Here is a 14,862-nt window from a genome sequence, read left to right as displayed (position 1 = left end):
GATTCCCCCTACCGCCCGGAGGCGCTCCTCCATGCCCACGTACCAGGCGGTCCTGTTCGACTTCTTCGGCACGTTGACCCGTTCCGTCCAGCGGGGCGCGGCCCACCGGTCGACCGCCGAGCTGCTCGGCTGCGCGCCGCGAACGCTCGCCGACGTGCTCGACCGCACCTACTACGAGCGGGCCTGCGGACGGCTCGGCGACGCCGAGGCGACCCTGCGCTGGGTCTGCGAGCAGGCCGGCGTGCACCCCTCCGACGACGCGGTCCGCGCGGCGGTCGCCTCCCACCACCGGGCCGTACGCGCCGACACCCGGCTGCGGGACGAGGCGGTGCCGACGCTGGCCGTGCTACGCGGGCTCGGTCTGCGTACGGGGGTGATCAGCGACTGCACGCACGAGCTGCCGGCGTTCCTGCCGCAGTTGCCGATCGCCCCGCTGCTCGACGTACGGGTCTTCTCCGTGCAGGTGGGGCGCTGCAAGCCGGACCGGGCGCTCTACCAGGCGGCGTGCCGGCGACTCGACCTCGCGGCGGCGGACTGCCTCTACGTCGGCGACGGCGGCAGCCAGGAGCTGACCGGGGCGGAGCGGGCCGGGATGACCGCCGTGCGCCTGGCCGCCCCGGACCTGGCCGGCCACATGGTGTTCAACGCCGACTCCGGCTGGAGTGGGCCGGTGCTGCGCTCGCTCGACGAGGTGGTCGACCTCGTCGGGCGCGTACCCGGGCGGGCGGACGTACTCGTACCGGCGGTCGCAGCCGTGCCGGCGGGTTGCGCCCCCGGGTGAGCCCGGTCCCGGGGCCGGGGCGGGTCAGCGGCGACGGACCCGGTGCAGGCGGAACGGCTTGCGGGTCGCCCGCACCGCCGGCGTCTCGCGGGGCACCTCGGCCAGCGAGTCCGCGGGCAGTCCGGTGCCGGCGACCTGCTCGCCGGCCGGGGCCAGCCGGTTCACCGCGCAGCCGTCGGTCGCCCAGCGCTCGACGAGTTCGGCGGCGGGCCCGGGCGCGTTCAGGCGCTTCGCGGCCACGAGGGGCGCCACGGTCTCCCAGTGCTCGGTGCCGGGCGTCAGGCGGCTCACCCGGGCCGGCCAGGTGACGATCCGCCCGCCGTGGTCACCGCGCAGGGTGACCTGCGCCTCGGTCGCGTCGGCCAGGCCCGGGGCGGACTGCTCCCCGGGGCCGCTGACCACGAAGAGCGACCCCTCCATGGGCAGGCACCACAGCGCGAGCGCCGGCCCGCCGGGCACGCTCACCCAGGCCACGGCGGCCTTCTTCACAGCCTCGTCGACCAGCGGCGTGCTGGTCCGCTCCGCGTCGGTCACCCCGGCATCCTCCCGCATCCGCCCCCGTGCCGTCAGCCGACGAACGGGGGGACCATGATCTCGCCCCGGGCCACCGCCATCACGTGGCCGGCCACGGTGGCGCCCACCGCCTGGCCGTCCTCGGCGGTCACCGTGCAGGCCAGCACGGACGGGCGGTTGATCTCGACGCCCTGGTGGACGGTGTACTCCGCGCGCCCGTCGGCGGGCAGCAGACCGCTGGCGACCAGCCACACGCCGAGCCCCAGGGCGGCCGAGCCGGTGGCCGGGTCCTCCGGCACGCCGAGCCCCGGAACGAAGACCCGGGCGTGCGCGGTTTGCGCGGCGGCGTCCCAGGAGAAGACGCTGACATGCTCCACTCCGTACCGTTGCGCCGCCGCCGCGTTGACCCGGGCGCGGGCCACCGCGTCCGGGCGGACCGGAAGGTAGGGAAACTCCAGCCCACAGCCGGCCACCCGGGGCGCCGGGCCGACGTGGTCGTCCGCGTTCAGGCCGGCCATCTCCAGCAGCGGCTCCGGGTCCAGCTCGGGGCCGAGGGTGGGGACGCCGCCGGTCAGCGTGGCCCCGGTGGCGGTCACCTCGATCGGCAGCACACCCGCGCCGCACTCCTGGGTGACCTGCCCCACACCGAACATGCCCCGACGGCTGGCGGTCACGGCCGCGCCGACGCTGGGATGCCCGGCGAAGGGCAACTCCTCGGCCGGGGTGAAGATGCGGGCCCGGTAGGTGGCGCCGACCTTGGTGGGCGCGAGCACGAACACCGTCTCGGAGAGGTTGAACTCACAGGCCAGCGCCTGCATCTGCTCGGTCGCCAGCGATTCGGCACCGAACACCACGGCCAGCGGGTTGCCGGCGAACGGGCGGTCGGTGAAGACGTCCACGATCTCGTAGGCCAAGGTCGACATGCTGACAAACACTAGGCGCTTAGGCTGGTGCCCGTGAGCACGCCGACCCGGATCTACCTCGCCCGGCTCTCCGGGGTCGCCGTCTTCGACCCCAATGGCGACCAGGTGGGCCGGGTCCGCGACGCGGTGGCCCGGCTGCGGCCGACGCAGCGCCCGCCGGAGGTGGTCGGGTTGGTGGCCGAGATGCCGATGCGACGGCGCATCTTCCTCTCCATCAACCGGATCACCTCCATCGACGCCGACGCGGTCGTGCTCGGCAGCGGCACGCTCAACCTGCGGCGCTTCGAGAAGCGCCCGAACGAACTGCTCGTGCTCCAGGAGCTGCTGGACCGCCGGGTGCAGCTCGACCCGGGCGGGCAGACGGGCTCCGTGGTCGACGTGGCGATGGAGTGCAGCCGGGGTGGCGAGTGGTCGCTGGCCCGGGTCGCCGTGCGCGAGCAGACCGGTCGGCTGTCCCGCCGGGGCCACCTGCACCAGGTCGAGTGGGAGCGGGTACGCGGGCTGAGCGGCATCGCCGACAGCCGGGGCACGGCCAACCTGCTCTCGGTGCTGGAGGACATGCGCCCCGCCGACCTCGCCAACGCCCTCCAGGACCTTCCCGACACCCGGCGCAACGAGGTCGCCGCCGCGCTGGACGACGAGCGCCTGGCCGACGTGCTCAGCGAGCTGCCGGAGCACGACCAGGTGGAGATCCTGGCCGCGCTGGACCGGGAGCGGGCCGCCGACGTGCTGGAGGAGATGGACCCGGACGACGCCGCCGACCTGCTCAGCGAGCTGCCGCCACCCGAGCAGGACGTGCTGCTCGACCTGATGCAGCCCGACGAGGCCGATCCGGTGCGCCAGCTGCTCAAGTACACGCCGGGCACGGCGGGCAGCGTGATGACCTCCGAGCCGGTCATCCTGCCGCCGGACGCCACCGTCGCCGAGGCCCTGGCCCGGATCCGGGAACCGCAGCTCTCCCCCGCGATCGCCGCGCAGGTCTTCGTGTCCCGGGCACCGATGACCACCCCGACCGGCCGTTACCTCGGCATGGTGCACTTCCAGCGGCTGCTGCGCGAGCCGCCGGCCGACCTGCTCGGCGGCATCGTGGTCAACGACCTCGACCCGCTGCGGCCGACCACCCCGCTGCCGGAGATCACCCGCCGGATGGCCACGTACGACCTGGTCGCCATGCCCGTGATCGACCGCAACAACCGGCTGGTCGGCGCGGTCACGGTCGACGACGTGCTGGACCACCTCCTGCCCCGGGACTGGCGGGACCGGGACGCCGCCGCGCGCCCGTTGCCCGCCGAGGCGACGCTGGACGGCGCGGATGGCTGAGCAGCGACGGGCACCGCGGCTCGACCAGCCGCGCGAGCCCCGGGGCGTCAAGCTGCCCCGGTTCGACCCGGAGGCCTTCGGCCGGTGGTCCGAGGGGATCGCCCGGGGGATGGGCACCGCGAACTTCATCGTCTACATGACGATCGTGATCGCGATGTGGTTCGGCTGGAACACGCTGGCCCCGGCGCACCTGCGCTTCGACCCGTACACCTTCACGTTCCTGACCCTGGTGCTGTCCCTGCAGGCCAGCTACGCGGCCCCGCTGATCCTGCTCGCGCAGAACCGGCAGGCCGACCGGGACCGGGTAACCCAGGAGGAGGACCGCCGGCGGGCGACCATGCAGAAGGCCGACACGGAGTACCTGACCCGCGAGATCGCCGCGTTGCGCAACGCGATGGGCGAGGTGGCGACCCGGGACTTCCTCCGCTCGGAGTTGGCCCGGCTGGCCGAGGAACTGGACGAGGCGGGTCGGCGCCGGCAGCGGTTGGAGCACCGGCAGCAGGAGCGGATCCCGCAGCACGGCGACGGGCTGGAGGAGCCCCGCGACGACCTGGACGGCGACCGGACGCAGGACGGCCGGCCGGAGTCCCGGAGCCGGGAGCCGGAGGGCTGAGCCCCGGCAGCGGTGGGGCGGGCGCCCGCCCCGGGGAGCCGGGCCCGCCTCGGTCGTCCCGTTTCACCCGGTACGCCGCCCGGCCCGGCCGCCGCCATCGATTCGCTCACACCGGCCCCCGGTGACGGCGGTCAGGCCTGGCCGCCGACGTAGCATTGCGGGCATGTCAGCACCCGTCAGCACCGTCTCCGACGCGATCCAGGCCGCGCTGGCCACCGTCAACGACCCGGAGATCCGCCGGCCCATCACCGAACTGGGCATGGTCCGCTCCGCCGAGGTCGGCGACGACGGCGTGGTACGGGTCGAGCTGCTGCTCACCGTCGCCGGCTGCCCGCTGAAGGACAAGCTGCGCTCGGACATCACGGCCGCGGTCGGCGCGGTGCCCGGGGTGACCGGCGTGACGATCGAGTTCGGCGTGATGAGCCCCGAGCAGCGCCAGGAGCTCCAGGCGAAACTGCGCGGCGGCGGCGCCGCCCAGGAGCCGGTCATCCCGTTCGCCCAGCCGGGCTCCCGCACCCGGGTCTACGCGGTCGCCAGCGGCAAGGGCGGCGTCGGCAAGTCCAGCGTGACGGTCAACCTGGCCGCCGCGCTGGCCGCCCGCGGGCTCTCCGTCGGTGTGGTCGACGCCGACATCTACGGCCACTCGGTGCCCCGGATGCTCGGCGCGGACGGCCGCCCGACCCGCGTCGAGGACATGATCATGCCGCCGCAGTCACACGGCGTGAAGGTCATCTCGATTGGCATGTTCACCGCCGGCAACGCCGCCGTGGTGTGGCGCGGGCCGATGCTGCACCGGGCGTTGCAGCAGTTCCTCGCCGACGTCTACTGGGGTGAGCTGGACGTGCTCCTGCTCGACCTGCCGCCGGGCACCGGCGACGTGGCCATCTCCCTGGCCCAGCTGCTGCCCAACTCCGAGATCCTGATCGTCACCACCCCGCAGACCGCCGCCGCCGAGGTGGCCGAACGGGCCGGCGCGATCGCGCTGCAGACCCACCAGCGGGTGGTCGGCGTCATCGAGAACATGTCCTGGCTGGAGCTGCCCGACGGCTCGCGGATGGAGGTCTTCGGCTCCGGTGGCGGCCAGACGGTCGCCGAGTCGCTGACCAAGACCATCGGCGCGCAGGTGCCGCTGCTGGGGCAGATCCCGCTCGACACCCGGGTACGCGAGGCCGGCGACGAGGGAACCCCGGTCGTGCTGGCCGCGCCGGAGTCACCCGCCGCCACGGCGCTGGGCCAGATCGCCGACCGGCTCGCCGTGCGACGGGAGTCGCTGCTCGGCAAGCCGCTGGGCCTCAAGCCCGCCGGCCGCTGACCGTACGCCGGCCACGGCCGGCGACCCCCGCCACCCGTCCGGGGGCGGCGTTCCCCGCGGAGCGCCGCCCCCGTCGCCGTCTCCGGCGCGGCTACGGCGGGCGGGGTCAGGTCGCGTCGTCGTAGCTGACCCGGGGAGCGGGGGCCGGGGCGGCGCCGGTGGCGGTGGCCGGTCGGCTGCCGCCCGTACGCAGGTCGGCGGCGGAGGCCACGTCCTTCAGCTCGTCGTGCACGCCGGTGACGTCCGCCCGCAGGTTGTCGTAGACGCCCTGGAGGGGCTTCCGGATCGCCTGCTCGTCCTCCTCGCTGAGCAGGTGCTTGCGGATGAACGCCTTCGGGTGCAGATCCTCCAGCTGGATGTCGGTGCCCAGCTCGCGACTGAGGTCGGTCGTGGCGTTGCTGGCCATGGCGCGCAGGTTGCGCACCATGCGCAGGCCGTCGCTGATCACCGCGGGCAGCCGGTCACCGAAGATCAGCAGCGCCAGGAGCAGCAGCGCACCGATCTCCCACCAGTTCAGGTTCTCGAACACTGCGCGGGCCTCCTTCGGCGTCAGCAGCAAGACTACGCACGTCGGGCACCCCCGGGGAGAGGTGACCGGTCCCTACTTGGCGTCTGCGGCCAGTGTCACGGAGGCGTTCTGCCGGTTGGCGCCCCGGCGGTACTCCACGGTCACCACCGCGCCGGGCGCGAACTTCCGGACCAGGGCGATGAGGTCGGTCGGTTCGGTCATCGGCCGGCCGTTGAGCTTCAGGATCACGTCCCCGGCCTTCAGCCCGGCACCGGCCGCCGGGCCCGACGGTTCCACGGCAGCCAGGCGTACGCCGGTTCCGCCGGTGCCCGCGCCGGCCCCGCCGACCTGGGCGCCGATCACCGTGCGCCGGGCCTTGCCGGTGCCGATGATGTCCTGGGTGATCCGCTTGGCCTGGTTGATCGGGATGGCGAAGGCGAGGCCGATGTTGCCCGCCTCCTGCCCGTCGGAGACCAGCGACTTGATGGTGGAGTTGACCCCGATCACCCGGCCCGCGCCGTCGACCAGCGGGCCGCCCGAGTTGCCGTGGTTGACCGCCGCGTCGGTCTGGATCGCCGCGTAGTAGCGCGTGGGACCGCCGGGCTCGCCGGCCCGCATCGTGCGGTCCAGGGCGCTGACGATGCCGGCCGTGACCGTGTTGGCCAGCGAGAGCGGCGAGCCCATGGCCAGCACCGGGTCGCCCACGGCCAGCGCGTCGGAGTCGCCGAACTCGACCGGCCGCAGGCCCGTCCGGGAGACCTTGATCACCGCGATGTCGGATTCCGGGTCCTTCCCGACGACGGTCGCGGGGGCCGAGCTGCCGTCGTTGAAGATCACCGACGCCTTGCCGGTCGCCCCCGCCACCACGTGGTCGTTGGTGATCACGTGCCCGTCGGCGCTGGCGATGAAGCCCGAGCCCTCGCTCGTGCCGCCCAGGCCCGCCACCCGGACGGTCACCACGCTGGGCAGCACCCGCTCGGCGACCCCGGCCAACGACTCGGGCCTGCGCTGGGCCAGGCCGGGCGCCTGCGGGTCCGCGCCGAGGACCGTGCCGGCCACGGCGCCCCCGCGCACCGCGAAGGCGTACCCGAGCGCCCCGCCCAGGCTGCCCGCGAGCAGCGCGGTGATCAACGGGATGAGCAGCAGCTGCCGCAGCGTCGGCCGGCCCGGGGCATCCGGGTCGCTCACCGGCTCCGGCTCCGTGCCGGGGCCCGGCGCGGCCGGCAGCACCACGGCCGCAGGCGCGGAGGGGTCGCGCCACGGGTCGGCCATCGCGTCCGACCACCAGGGCGAGGTCGTGCCGCCCCCGGCGCCGTGAGGCGCCGACGGCGAGCCCACCGGGGGGCGTCCGGGCAGCGGCGGTCGTGCCGGTGCCGGAGTTCCCCCGGGCTGGCGCCAGTCCCAGCCGTCGGTCACGTCGGTGCCCTCCCAGTCCATCCCCGGCTCCCGTGCGCCACGGACCCGGCGACAGGGTCGCCCGGTCGCGCTCGCCGGAACACCACTTCCAGGATTACACGGATGCGCCGGATGGAGTCACCGGTTGCCGACGGTGATCGTCGGGTGGCGGACGCGCGGCTGCGCCCGTTCGACGTCGCCTCTAGGCTCACAGTGCCCACCCGCCCCCGCACCACGCATGCCGCCCGGAGGTGTCCCATCGCCACGGTCGCCGGTTCCGGCACTTCGACGGCCCAGACCCTGCACTTCGCCGAGTCGTACGTGACCGAGGATCTCGTCCTGCGCACCGCCCGCAGCCTGGCCCACGAGGTCGGCCTCGAGGCGGTCACCGCCGGTGCCGGCGCGGCGCTGCGGCTGCTCGCCGCCGCCGGCAGCGCCCGGGCGGTGGTGGAGATCGGCACCGGCACGGGAGTCAGCGGGGTCTGGCTGCTGCGCGGAATGCGCGCCGACGGCGTGCTCACCACCATCGACGTCGAGGTCGAGCACCAGCGGATCGCCCGGCGGATCTTCACCGAGGCGGGCTTCGCCGCCGGGCGCACCCGGATCATCACCGGCCGGGCGCTGGACGTGCTCCCCCGGCTCGCCGACGGCGCGTACGACCTGGTCTTCGTGGACGCCGAGGCGACCGGGTTCGCCGCCTGCGTCGACGCCGCGCTGCGGCTGCTGCGGCCGGGCGGCGTGGTCGCGCTCAACGGCACGCTGGCCGGCGGCCGGATCGGCGACCCGGCCGCCCGCGACGTCGAGACGGTGACCGTCCGCGAGGCGATCAAGGCGATCCGGGAGTCCGAGCACTGGATCCCGGCGCTGCTGCCGGTCGGCCACGGGCTGCTCGCCGCCGTCAAGTGCTGACCCGCCGCTGACCGGGCGACCGCCGGGGGCGGGCGCCGCCTGGCGGTCAACCCAGCGAGCCCAGCCAGCGCAGCAGCGAGCGTACGCCCCAGCCGGTCGCGCCCCGGGTCAGCTCGGCGTCGTCGCCGTCGGCCCACGAGGGGGCGGACATGTCCACGTGCAGCCACCGGTCGTGCAGCTCGCCGGTGAACTCCCGCAGGTAGAGCGCGGCCAGCACGGAACCGGCGCCCCGGTCCGGCGAGCTGTGCAGGTCGGCCAGCTCGCTGCCGAGGTGCTCGGCGTAGTCGGCGGGCAGCGGCATCCGCCAGGCGGACTCGCCGGCGGCGGAGATCGCGGCCAGCACGTCCGCGGCGAGCCCGTCGTTGTCGCTGTAGAGCGCGCCGGTGCGCTTGCCCAGCGCGACCGCGTTCGCCCCGGTGAGCGTGGCGAGATCGACCAGCAGGTCGGGCCGGAGCTCGGCGACGGCGTACGCGAGGGCGTCGGCCAGGACGAGCCGCCCCTCGGCGTCGGAGTTGGTGGTCTCGCTGGTGGTGCCGCCGTAGTGGCGGATGACGTCGCCGGGGCGGAACGCCGAACCGCTGAGCATGTTCTCGGCCAGCGGCGCGAGCGTGGTGACCCGGACCGGCAGGCGCAGGGCCGCCGCGCCGAGGGTCGCCGCGACCACCGCCGCCGCCCCGGCCATGTCCTTGCGCATCAGCTTCATCGACGCCACCGGCTTGATCGAGATGCCGCCGGTGTCGAACGTGATCCCCTTGCCGACCAGCACCACGTGGGTACGCGCGTCGGCCGGCCGCCAGTCCAGCTCTACCAGGCGCGGGCCGCTGGCGGAGCCGCCCCCGACGGCGAGGATCCCGCCGAAGCCCTCGGCCGCCAGCTCGTCCGGGCCGCGTACGCGCAGGTGCAGGTCGGGCACGTCGGCGGCGAGGGCGGCGACCTGCTCGGCGAACCACTGCGGGCTCTTGACCGACGAGGGGGTGTTGGTGAGGTCGCGGGCGAAGCGGGTCATCCGGGCCGTCGTCCGGGCCACCTCCACGGTCGCGGCGTGCGCGTCCGGGTCGGCCACCACGACGTCGACCTCCGCCAGGGCGGGGGCGGTGCCGGCGTCGGTCATCCGGAACCGGTACGAGGCCAACAGCAGCCCCTCGACCAGTCCGCGTACGGCTGCCGACGTGGCCTCGACCGGCATCGCCAACGTGACGCGTGTCTCATCCTTCGCGGCGCGGGCCAGGGCCGCGCCGGCCGCCCGCCAGCCCGCCTCGTCGCCCTCGCCGACGCCGAGCAGCAGCAGCCGGCCTGGATCCCGTCCGGGGCGCAGCTGTGCCCGGACCTCGCCGGGGCGCCCGTGCATCCGGGCCGCCGGCACCAGGGCGGCGGCCTCCTCGGTCACGCCGTCGGGCAGCGTCGCCGCGGTCGGGGCCGGTCGGGCCGGATCGTCGTCGGCCGGGCCGGGCCGGACGGGCAGAACGAGGGTGTCGAGCCGGTCCGGCTCGGCGAGCAGACGGATGGCGAGCACGCGGAGCCGTACCTCCAGGGAAGCTCGCGGAGCGCGGCTCCGCGGGGAATGAAGACCCTGAGCCACCGGCGGGGCCGGTGGCTCAGGGGTTGACGAAAGGCCCGCGCGGGCGCACGGACCGTTCCTCGGTCAGCCGGCGGCTGCCTTCAGTGCGTCACCGAGCGCATTGGCCTCGTCGGGAGTCATCTCGACGACGAGCCGGCCACCGCCCTCCAGCGGGACGCGCATGACGATGCCCCGGCCCTCCTTGGTGACTTCCAGCGGACCGTCGCCCGTCCGCGGCTTCATCGCCGCCATGTTGTCTCCCCTCAGACCTACACCAGGGTCGGTGGGTTGCCCCACAGCCACTTCGTCTTGACCACCCGCAACCTACGCGGGGGTGTCGACCAACGATTTTCCCTGATGAACACCGCCGGACCCAAACCGAAGCAGCATTGATGTAACAGCATCTAGCTTATCCTGAGAAGGCCTGTCACAATGTGCGGTCATGCAGGCACGGTCGGCACTCTTCGACCTGTACGGCGACCACCTCCGGGCGAGGGGCGGCCGGGCACCCGTCGCCGCCCTGGTCAGGCTGCTGGCGCCGCTCGGGATCGCCCCGCCCGCCGTGCGCACGGCGGTCTCCCGGATGGTCCGCCAGGGATGGCTCGACCCGTGCCGGCTGACCACCGGGCCGGGGTATTCGATCACACCGAAAGCCGCCCGCCGGCTGGACGAGGCGGCGGCGCGGATCTACCGGACCGGCCGGATCACCTGGGACGGACGGTTCGACCTGCTGGTGCTGGAGGCCCCCCTGTCCCGCCGCGACCGGCAGCGGCTCGCCGCCAACCTGACCTTCCTCGGCTACGGCGCCCTGGACGAGTGCACCTGGGTGGCGACCCGGCCCGGTGAGGACGTGGACGTGCTGCTCGACGAGGCGGACGTGCGCTACGAGCGGTTCACCGCCGCGCACACCGCCGGCACCCCCGGCGCCATGGGCGTCGTGCGCCGGGCCTGGGACCTGGCGGAGATCGGCCAGGCGTACGAGCAGTTCGTCGCCGAGCAGCGCCCGCTGCTGGCCGGGGTCACCGTGCGCAGCCTCGACGAGGAGGCGTACGCCGCCCGGTTCCGGCTCGTGCACGCGTGGCGTACCTTCCTGTTCCGGGACCCGCAGCTGCCCCCGGCGCTGCTCCCCGAACGCTGGCCCGGCACCGCCGCCGCCAGTTTCTTCGACCGGCACGCGGCCCGGCTGCGGCCGGCCGCCGACCGGTACGTCGAGCAGTGCCTCGACGCCGGCAACCGCATCGCCCGACAGAAGGGTCGTTAGAAGTGACCGAGCCGCTGCTCGTCGACCGCACCGACGCCGTCGTCACCCTGACGCTGAACCGCCCCACGGCGATGAACGCGCTGGACGTGGCGCTCAAGGAGGCGCTGCGGGAGACGCTGGCCGAGCTGGAGACCGACCGGTCCTGCCGCGCGGTGGTGCTCGCGGGCGCGGGTCGGTCGTTCAGCGCCGGCCAGGACCTGCGCGAGCACGTGCAGACCCTGGAGTCCACCGACGGCAACCCGCTGGACACCGTCCGCGCGCACTACAACCCGATCGCCGCCCGGCTGGCCAACCTGCCCAAGCCGGTGGTCGCCGCCGTGCGGGGGATGGCCGCCGGCGCGGGCGCCTCGCTGGCGTTCCTGGCCGACATCCGCATCGGCGGGCCGTCGACCAGCTTCCTGATGGCGTTCGCCAAGGTCGGGCTCGCCGCCGACACCGGAGCCTCCTGGACGCTGCCCCGGCTCGTCGGGCACGCGAAGGCCATCGAGCTGCTGATGCTGGCCGAGCCGGTGCGCGCGGCGGACGCCTGCCAGCTCGGGCTGCTCAACCGCCTGGTGGAGGACGACGAGCAGGTGCTGCCGACCGCGCAGGAGCTGGCCGCCCGGCTGGCCGCCGGCCCGACCGTCGCGTACGGGGCGATCAAGCGGCAGCTCTCCATCGCCGACGCGGGCACGCTGGCCGACGCCCTGGCCGCCGAGGCGCAGGCGCAGGCGATCTGCGGGGCCACCGCCGACCACCGAGCCGGCACCCTGGCCTTCGTCAACAAGCAGAAGCCGGTCTACGAGGGCCGCTGACGCCTTCCCGCCCGGCCGGCCCCCACGGGCACCCGCAGGCGGCCGGCCGTGCCGTCGGCGGGGCGTGGGCCGGCGCGGCGCGGACCACCGGCAACGGCCATCCGCGCGTCGACGCGCGGCCGTCGCCGGACCGGGTCAGTCGTCCTCCTCCGGATCCTGGTTGGCCTCCGCGCCGAGCACGAACGCCTGCATGGCCAGCTCGTCGCCGGAGGGCGAGACGAAGGCGGGCAGCTCGCGGGGGCCCAGCTCCTGCACGTAGGCCCAGAACAGCCGGACCGCCTCGGCGGGCGACGCGGCCTCGATCGGCAGGTCGAGGCTGACCAGCCAGGAGCGCCGCCGTGGTGGCGGGCCGAGCCGGTCGGCCAACTCCCGGAGGGCCGCCGGGTCGAGCGCGGTCACCGGCCCGTCGAGCGCCAGCGCCTCGGCCGGCACCGGCTCGTCGAAGGCCCGCCGGGTGTACGCCACCACCAGCGACGCGTCGACCCACTCGGACTGCGGATCGTCCGGATCCTCCCGCTGCTCACCACCGGCCGCGGCGACCCGGCCCAGCGCCACCAGCCGGAGCGGCGCGTCGACCAGCACGGCCACCCGGTCGCCGGGGCGGGGCCCGGGGTCGTCGGCCAGGCCGGTCAACGCGAGCGTGTCGTGGTGCACGAGCCGCTCGGCCTCGTAGCGCCCGGTGGGCAGCAGCACCGCCCAGGCGCCCGTGCCGTCGGCGGGGCGGGCCCCGTCCACCCGGTGCGCGGTGTCGGTCGTCATGACCTCCATCCCATCACGCCACCCGTGCCGCCACGACGTGGCAGCCCACAAGGTGGTCGTCGACCATCCCCGTGGCCTGCATGAGTGCGTAGGCCGTGGTCGGGCCGACGAAGCGGAAGCCCCGCTTCTTGAGCGCCTTGGCCATCGCCGTGGACCCGGCGGTCAGCGCCGGCACCTCCCCGAACGACGCGGGCCGGGCCGGCCGGGGCGGCGGGGCGAAGGACCAGAGCAGCGCGGAGAGCCCCTCCGGAAGCTCCAGCGCCGCCCGGGCGTTGACGATCGCCGCCTCGATCTTGGCCCGGTTGCGGACGATGCCGGCGTCGGCGAGCAGCCGGGCGACGTCGGCGTCGGTGTAGCCGGCCACGGCCCCGATCCGGAACCCGTCGAAGGCCAGCCGGAACGCGGGACGCTTGCGGAGGATGGTCAGCCAGGACAGCCCCGACTGGAACGCCTCCAGCGTGAGCCGCTCGTAGAGCGCGTCGTCGCCGCGCACCGGGCGACCCCACTCGGTGTCGTGGTAGGCGGCGTAGTCGGGGGTGCTGTGCCCCCAGCCGCATCGCGGCAGCCCGTCGGCGCCGATCACCAGGTCAGTCACGCGTCCACGCTAGGGCACGGCACCGACGGGCCCGCGCCCCACGGTCCCGTGCCGAGCCTCGGCCGACGGGCCCGCACCGCCCGGGTTCGGCGACGTCGGGGCGTCCCGGTCACGCCGACCCCCCGACTTCGGCGACGTCAGGTCGATCAAGCGAGGTGTCGCTCGGACGAGGGCACGCGAACCGGCCCCGCCATGCCCACCGGTCAGGGCAGCCGGCCCTGCTCCACCAGCCGACCGAACTTCTTCAGCGCCTGGGTCAGGCTGAACTTCGACCCGGGCCAGAGCACCGGCCAGGCCACCCGGCCCGCCGGGCCGCCCGGCAGGTGGAACCACTCGTGCCAGACGACCTGGGTGCGGTCCCGCTCCAGCGGCGTGCAGCGGAGCACGCCGGGACCGCGCAGCAGCTTCCCGCAGTGCACCACGCCCACCTCGTAGGGCGCGTCCACCCGCACCACGCGCATCTCGTCACGCAGCACGGCGGGGCCGAACGCCGTGACCGCCTCGACCAGGCTGCCCTCGCCGCCGTCGCCCTCGACCACCCGGACGGTGGTGAAGGGGATCCAGTCCGACTGCCGTTCCCAGGCGGTCAGCGCCGCGAAGACCCGCTCCGCCGGCGCGTCGACGATCACCGTGGCAGTGACCTCGCCCGCGCCGGGCTGTGCCACGTCGCGCAGGTCGTCGCCGGGTTCCGGCGCGGTCACCTCGGCTCCGACCCGACAACCGGACCGTCACCGGTCGCGTCGCCCGCCGGCTGCGTCGTGCCGCCCGCCCCGCTCCGCTCCGCGACGCCGTCGGCAGCGGCCCGCCCCGTGCCGCCGTCGTCGCCGGCTCCGGCCCGGCCGGTGGCGGCATCGTCGCCCCGCGTCGCGGCTCCCGCCGTCGAACCGGCGGCCGGGCCCGCGAACGCGGGGATCGGCTCGACGACGACGTCGGTGTCCCCCGGCGCCTCCGGCCGGTCGGCCCCGACCGGCACCGTCCCCCGGGCCGCCGCCGACGGCTCGGCGGCTGCCTGCTCCCGCGCCTTGCGCAGGGCGTCGGCGTCCGCCGTCCGGCCCTCGCGCAGCGCGGTGACCTCCGCCTCCAGCACGCCGATCAGCTCGGACTTGTAGCCGATGTCGTAGGCCGCCCGGCGCATCGCGTGGTCGACCTGGGCCATCCGGTAGCCGCGCAGCGCGGTGTCGAACCGGACCTCGCCCACGTCGGACTCGCCCAGCGGTCGGCCCGCCGGCAACGGCACGGCCCGTCCGTCCGGCTCGGCAGGTGCCAGGCCGGGATCCCGGCCGGAGACCAGCACCGTCACCCCGAACACGACCGCCGCAACGGTCAACGCCACGACCAGCAGGAGCAGAACCTGACCCATACACAGATCGTGGCACGTCGAACCGCCCGGAGCGACCCCACCACCCGCAGCGTCCCGGATCCGCGGCACAGGAGCCGCCCCCGGAGCCCGCTGCGGGCGCACCGCGCCGCCCGGGGCGGCGAAGCCGCTCGTCCTGCCCAGGGGAGTCGAGGAGGACCGCTGCCGCCGGACCGTCGACACCTACGCGCGTCGGGGCCGCCAGACCGGCGGGGCCCGGCCCGGGCGGACCGGCTAGCGTCGTGACCGGCCGACGACGGGTTC

Annotated in this window: 17 protein-coding genes; 7 read left to right on the top strand and 10 right to left on the bottom strand. The window is 75.1% G+C overall.

From position 1 onward, the window contains the following. Positions 1-31: 31 nt before the first annotated feature. The gene (locus tag KBX06_RS06390) at positions 32-781 is read left to right on the top strand and encodes an HAD family hydrolase (RefSeq protein ID WP_210833257.1); all 750 of its coding nucleotides are present in this window, start codon (positions 32-34) and stop codon (positions 779-781) included. A gap of 24 nt (positions 782-805) precedes the next feature. On the opposite strand, the gene KBX06_RS06385 is transcribed toward KBX06_RS06390, so the two are convergent. Both KBX06_RS06385 and KBX06_RS06380 read right to left on the bottom strand, forming a co-directional pair. Next, positions 806-1,333, bottom strand: a complete 528-nt coding sequence (locus KBX06_RS06385; protein ID WP_247685266.1) for a hypothetical protein — start codon at positions 1,331-1,333, stop codon at positions 806-808. Between the two features lie 14 nt (positions 1,334-1,347). Next, positions 1,348-2,217 carry a PhzF family phenazine biosynthesis protein gene (locus KBX06_RS06380; RefSeq protein WP_210833255.1) on the bottom strand — a complete coding sequence of 290 codons (870 nt, stop codon included), beginning with the start codon at positions 2,215-2,217 and terminating at the stop codon, positions 1,348-1,350. Between the two features lie 33 nt (positions 2,218-2,250). Here KBX06_RS06380 and KBX06_RS06375 point away from each other — a divergent pair, with 33 nt between their 5' ends. From KBX06_RS06375 to KBX06_RS06365, 3 genes are all read left to right on the top strand, one after another. Continuing rightward, positions 2,251-3,537, top strand: a complete 1,287-nt coding sequence (locus tag KBX06_RS06375; protein ID WP_210833254.1) for a magnesium transporter MgtE N-terminal domain-containing protein — start codon at positions 2,251-2,253, stop codon at positions 3,535-3,537. Beyond that, positions 3,530-4,150, top strand: coding sequence for a DUF1003 domain-containing protein (locus tag KBX06_RS06370; protein ID WP_210833252.1), 621 nt, complete (start codon positions 3,530-3,532; stop codon positions 4,148-4,150). Before KBX06_RS06375 ends, KBX06_RS06370 begins: the two co-directional genes overlap by 8 nt. Positions 4,151-4,313: 163 nt before the next feature. After that, the gene (locus tag KBX06_RS06365; RefSeq protein ID WP_210833250.1) at positions 4,314-5,462 is read left to right on the top strand and encodes an Mrp/NBP35 family ATP-binding protein; all 1,149 of its coding nucleotides are present in this window, start codon (positions 4,314-4,316) and stop codon (positions 5,460-5,462) included. 106 nt (positions 5,463-5,568) lie between these two features. On the opposite strand, the gene KBX06_RS06360 is transcribed toward KBX06_RS06365, so the two are convergent. Together KBX06_RS06360 and KBX06_RS06355 are read right to left on the bottom strand one after the other, a co-directional pair. Further along, on the bottom strand, positions 5,569-5,991 hold the full coding sequence (locus KBX06_RS06360) for a preprotein translocase subunit TatB (protein ID WP_210833248.1): 423 nt from the start codon (positions 5,989-5,991) through the stop codon (positions 5,569-5,571). A 72-nt stretch (positions 5,992-6,063) separates the two neighbouring features. Then, on the bottom strand, positions 6,064-7,407 hold the full coding sequence (locus tag KBX06_RS06355; RefSeq protein WP_210833246.1) for a S1C family serine protease: 1,344 nt from the start codon (positions 7,405-7,407) through the stop codon (positions 6,064-6,066). A 279-nt stretch (positions 7,408-7,686) separates the two neighbouring features. Between KBX06_RS06355 and KBX06_RS06350 the strand changes: the two genes are divergently transcribed. After that, positions 7,687-8,274, top strand: a complete 588-nt coding sequence (locus tag KBX06_RS06350; protein WP_210833328.1) for an O-methyltransferase — start codon at positions 7,687-7,689, stop codon at positions 8,272-8,274. Positions 8,275-8,320: 46 nt separating this feature from the next. Here KBX06_RS06350 and KBX06_RS06345 read toward each other — a convergent pair whose 3' ends face one another. Together KBX06_RS06345 and KBX06_RS06340 are read right to left on the bottom strand one after the other, a co-directional pair. Then, entirely contained in the window at positions 8,321-9,787 is a 1,467-nt protein-coding gene (locus KBX06_RS06345; RefSeq protein WP_210833245.1) for a M17 family metallopeptidase, read from the bottom strand. Between the two features lie 129 nt (positions 9,788-9,916). Beyond that, a complete protein-coding gene (locus tag KBX06_RS06340; RefSeq protein WP_007455245.1) occupies positions 9,917-10,084 on the bottom strand; it encodes a DUF3117 domain-containing protein in 168 nt (55 codons plus the stop codon). A gap of 190 nt (positions 10,085-10,274) precedes the next feature. Here KBX06_RS06340 and KBX06_RS06335 point away from each other — a divergent pair, with 190 nt between their 5' ends. Both KBX06_RS06335 and KBX06_RS06330 read left to right on the top strand, forming a co-directional pair. Continuing rightward, the gene (locus tag KBX06_RS06335; protein WP_210833243.1) at positions 10,275-11,093 is read left to right on the top strand and encodes a PaaX family transcriptional regulator C-terminal domain-containing protein; all 819 of its coding nucleotides are present in this window, start codon (positions 10,275-10,277) and stop codon (positions 11,091-11,093) included. A 2-nt stretch (positions 11,094-11,095) separates the two neighbouring features. Continuing rightward, the gene (locus KBX06_RS06330; protein ID WP_210833241.1) at positions 11,096-11,887 is read left to right on the top strand and encodes an enoyl-CoA hydratase-related protein; all 792 of its coding nucleotides are present in this window, start codon (positions 11,096-11,098) and stop codon (positions 11,885-11,887) included. Positions 11,888-12,022: 135 nt separating this feature from the next. Here KBX06_RS06330 and KBX06_RS06325 read toward each other — a convergent pair whose 3' ends face one another. From KBX06_RS06325 to KBX06_RS06310, 4 genes are all read right to left on the bottom strand, one after another. Further along, complete coding sequence (locus KBX06_RS06325) at positions 12,023-12,646, bottom strand: hypothetical protein (protein ID WP_210833240.1); 624 nt, start codon at positions 12,644-12,646, stop codon at positions 12,023-12,025. Between the two features lie 13 nt (positions 12,647-12,659). Then, entirely contained in the window at positions 12,660-13,241 is a 582-nt protein-coding gene (locus KBX06_RS06320; RefSeq protein ID WP_210833238.1) for a DNA-3-methyladenine glycosylase I, read from the bottom strand. A gap of 203 nt (positions 13,242-13,444) precedes the next feature. Beyond that, positions 13,445-13,942, bottom strand: a complete 498-nt coding sequence (locus KBX06_RS06315; protein ID WP_210833236.1) for an SRPBCC family protein — start codon at positions 13,940-13,942, stop codon at positions 13,445-13,447. Next, entirely contained in the window at positions 13,939-14,601 is a 663-nt protein-coding gene (locus KBX06_RS06310; RefSeq protein WP_210833234.1) for a DivIVA domain-containing protein, read from the bottom strand. Before KBX06_RS06310 ends, KBX06_RS06315 begins: the two co-directional genes overlap by 4 nt. Between the last annotated feature and the right edge of the window lie 261 nt (positions 14,602-14,862).

It is taken from the genome of Micromonospora sp. C31, from assembly GCF_018070575.1.
GTDB lineage: Bacteria > Actinomycetota > Actinomycetes > Mycobacteriales > Micromonosporaceae > Micromonospora.
Note: the sequence above shows the minus strand (reverse complement) of the source record. Positions and strands in the feature narration are given on the sequence as shown.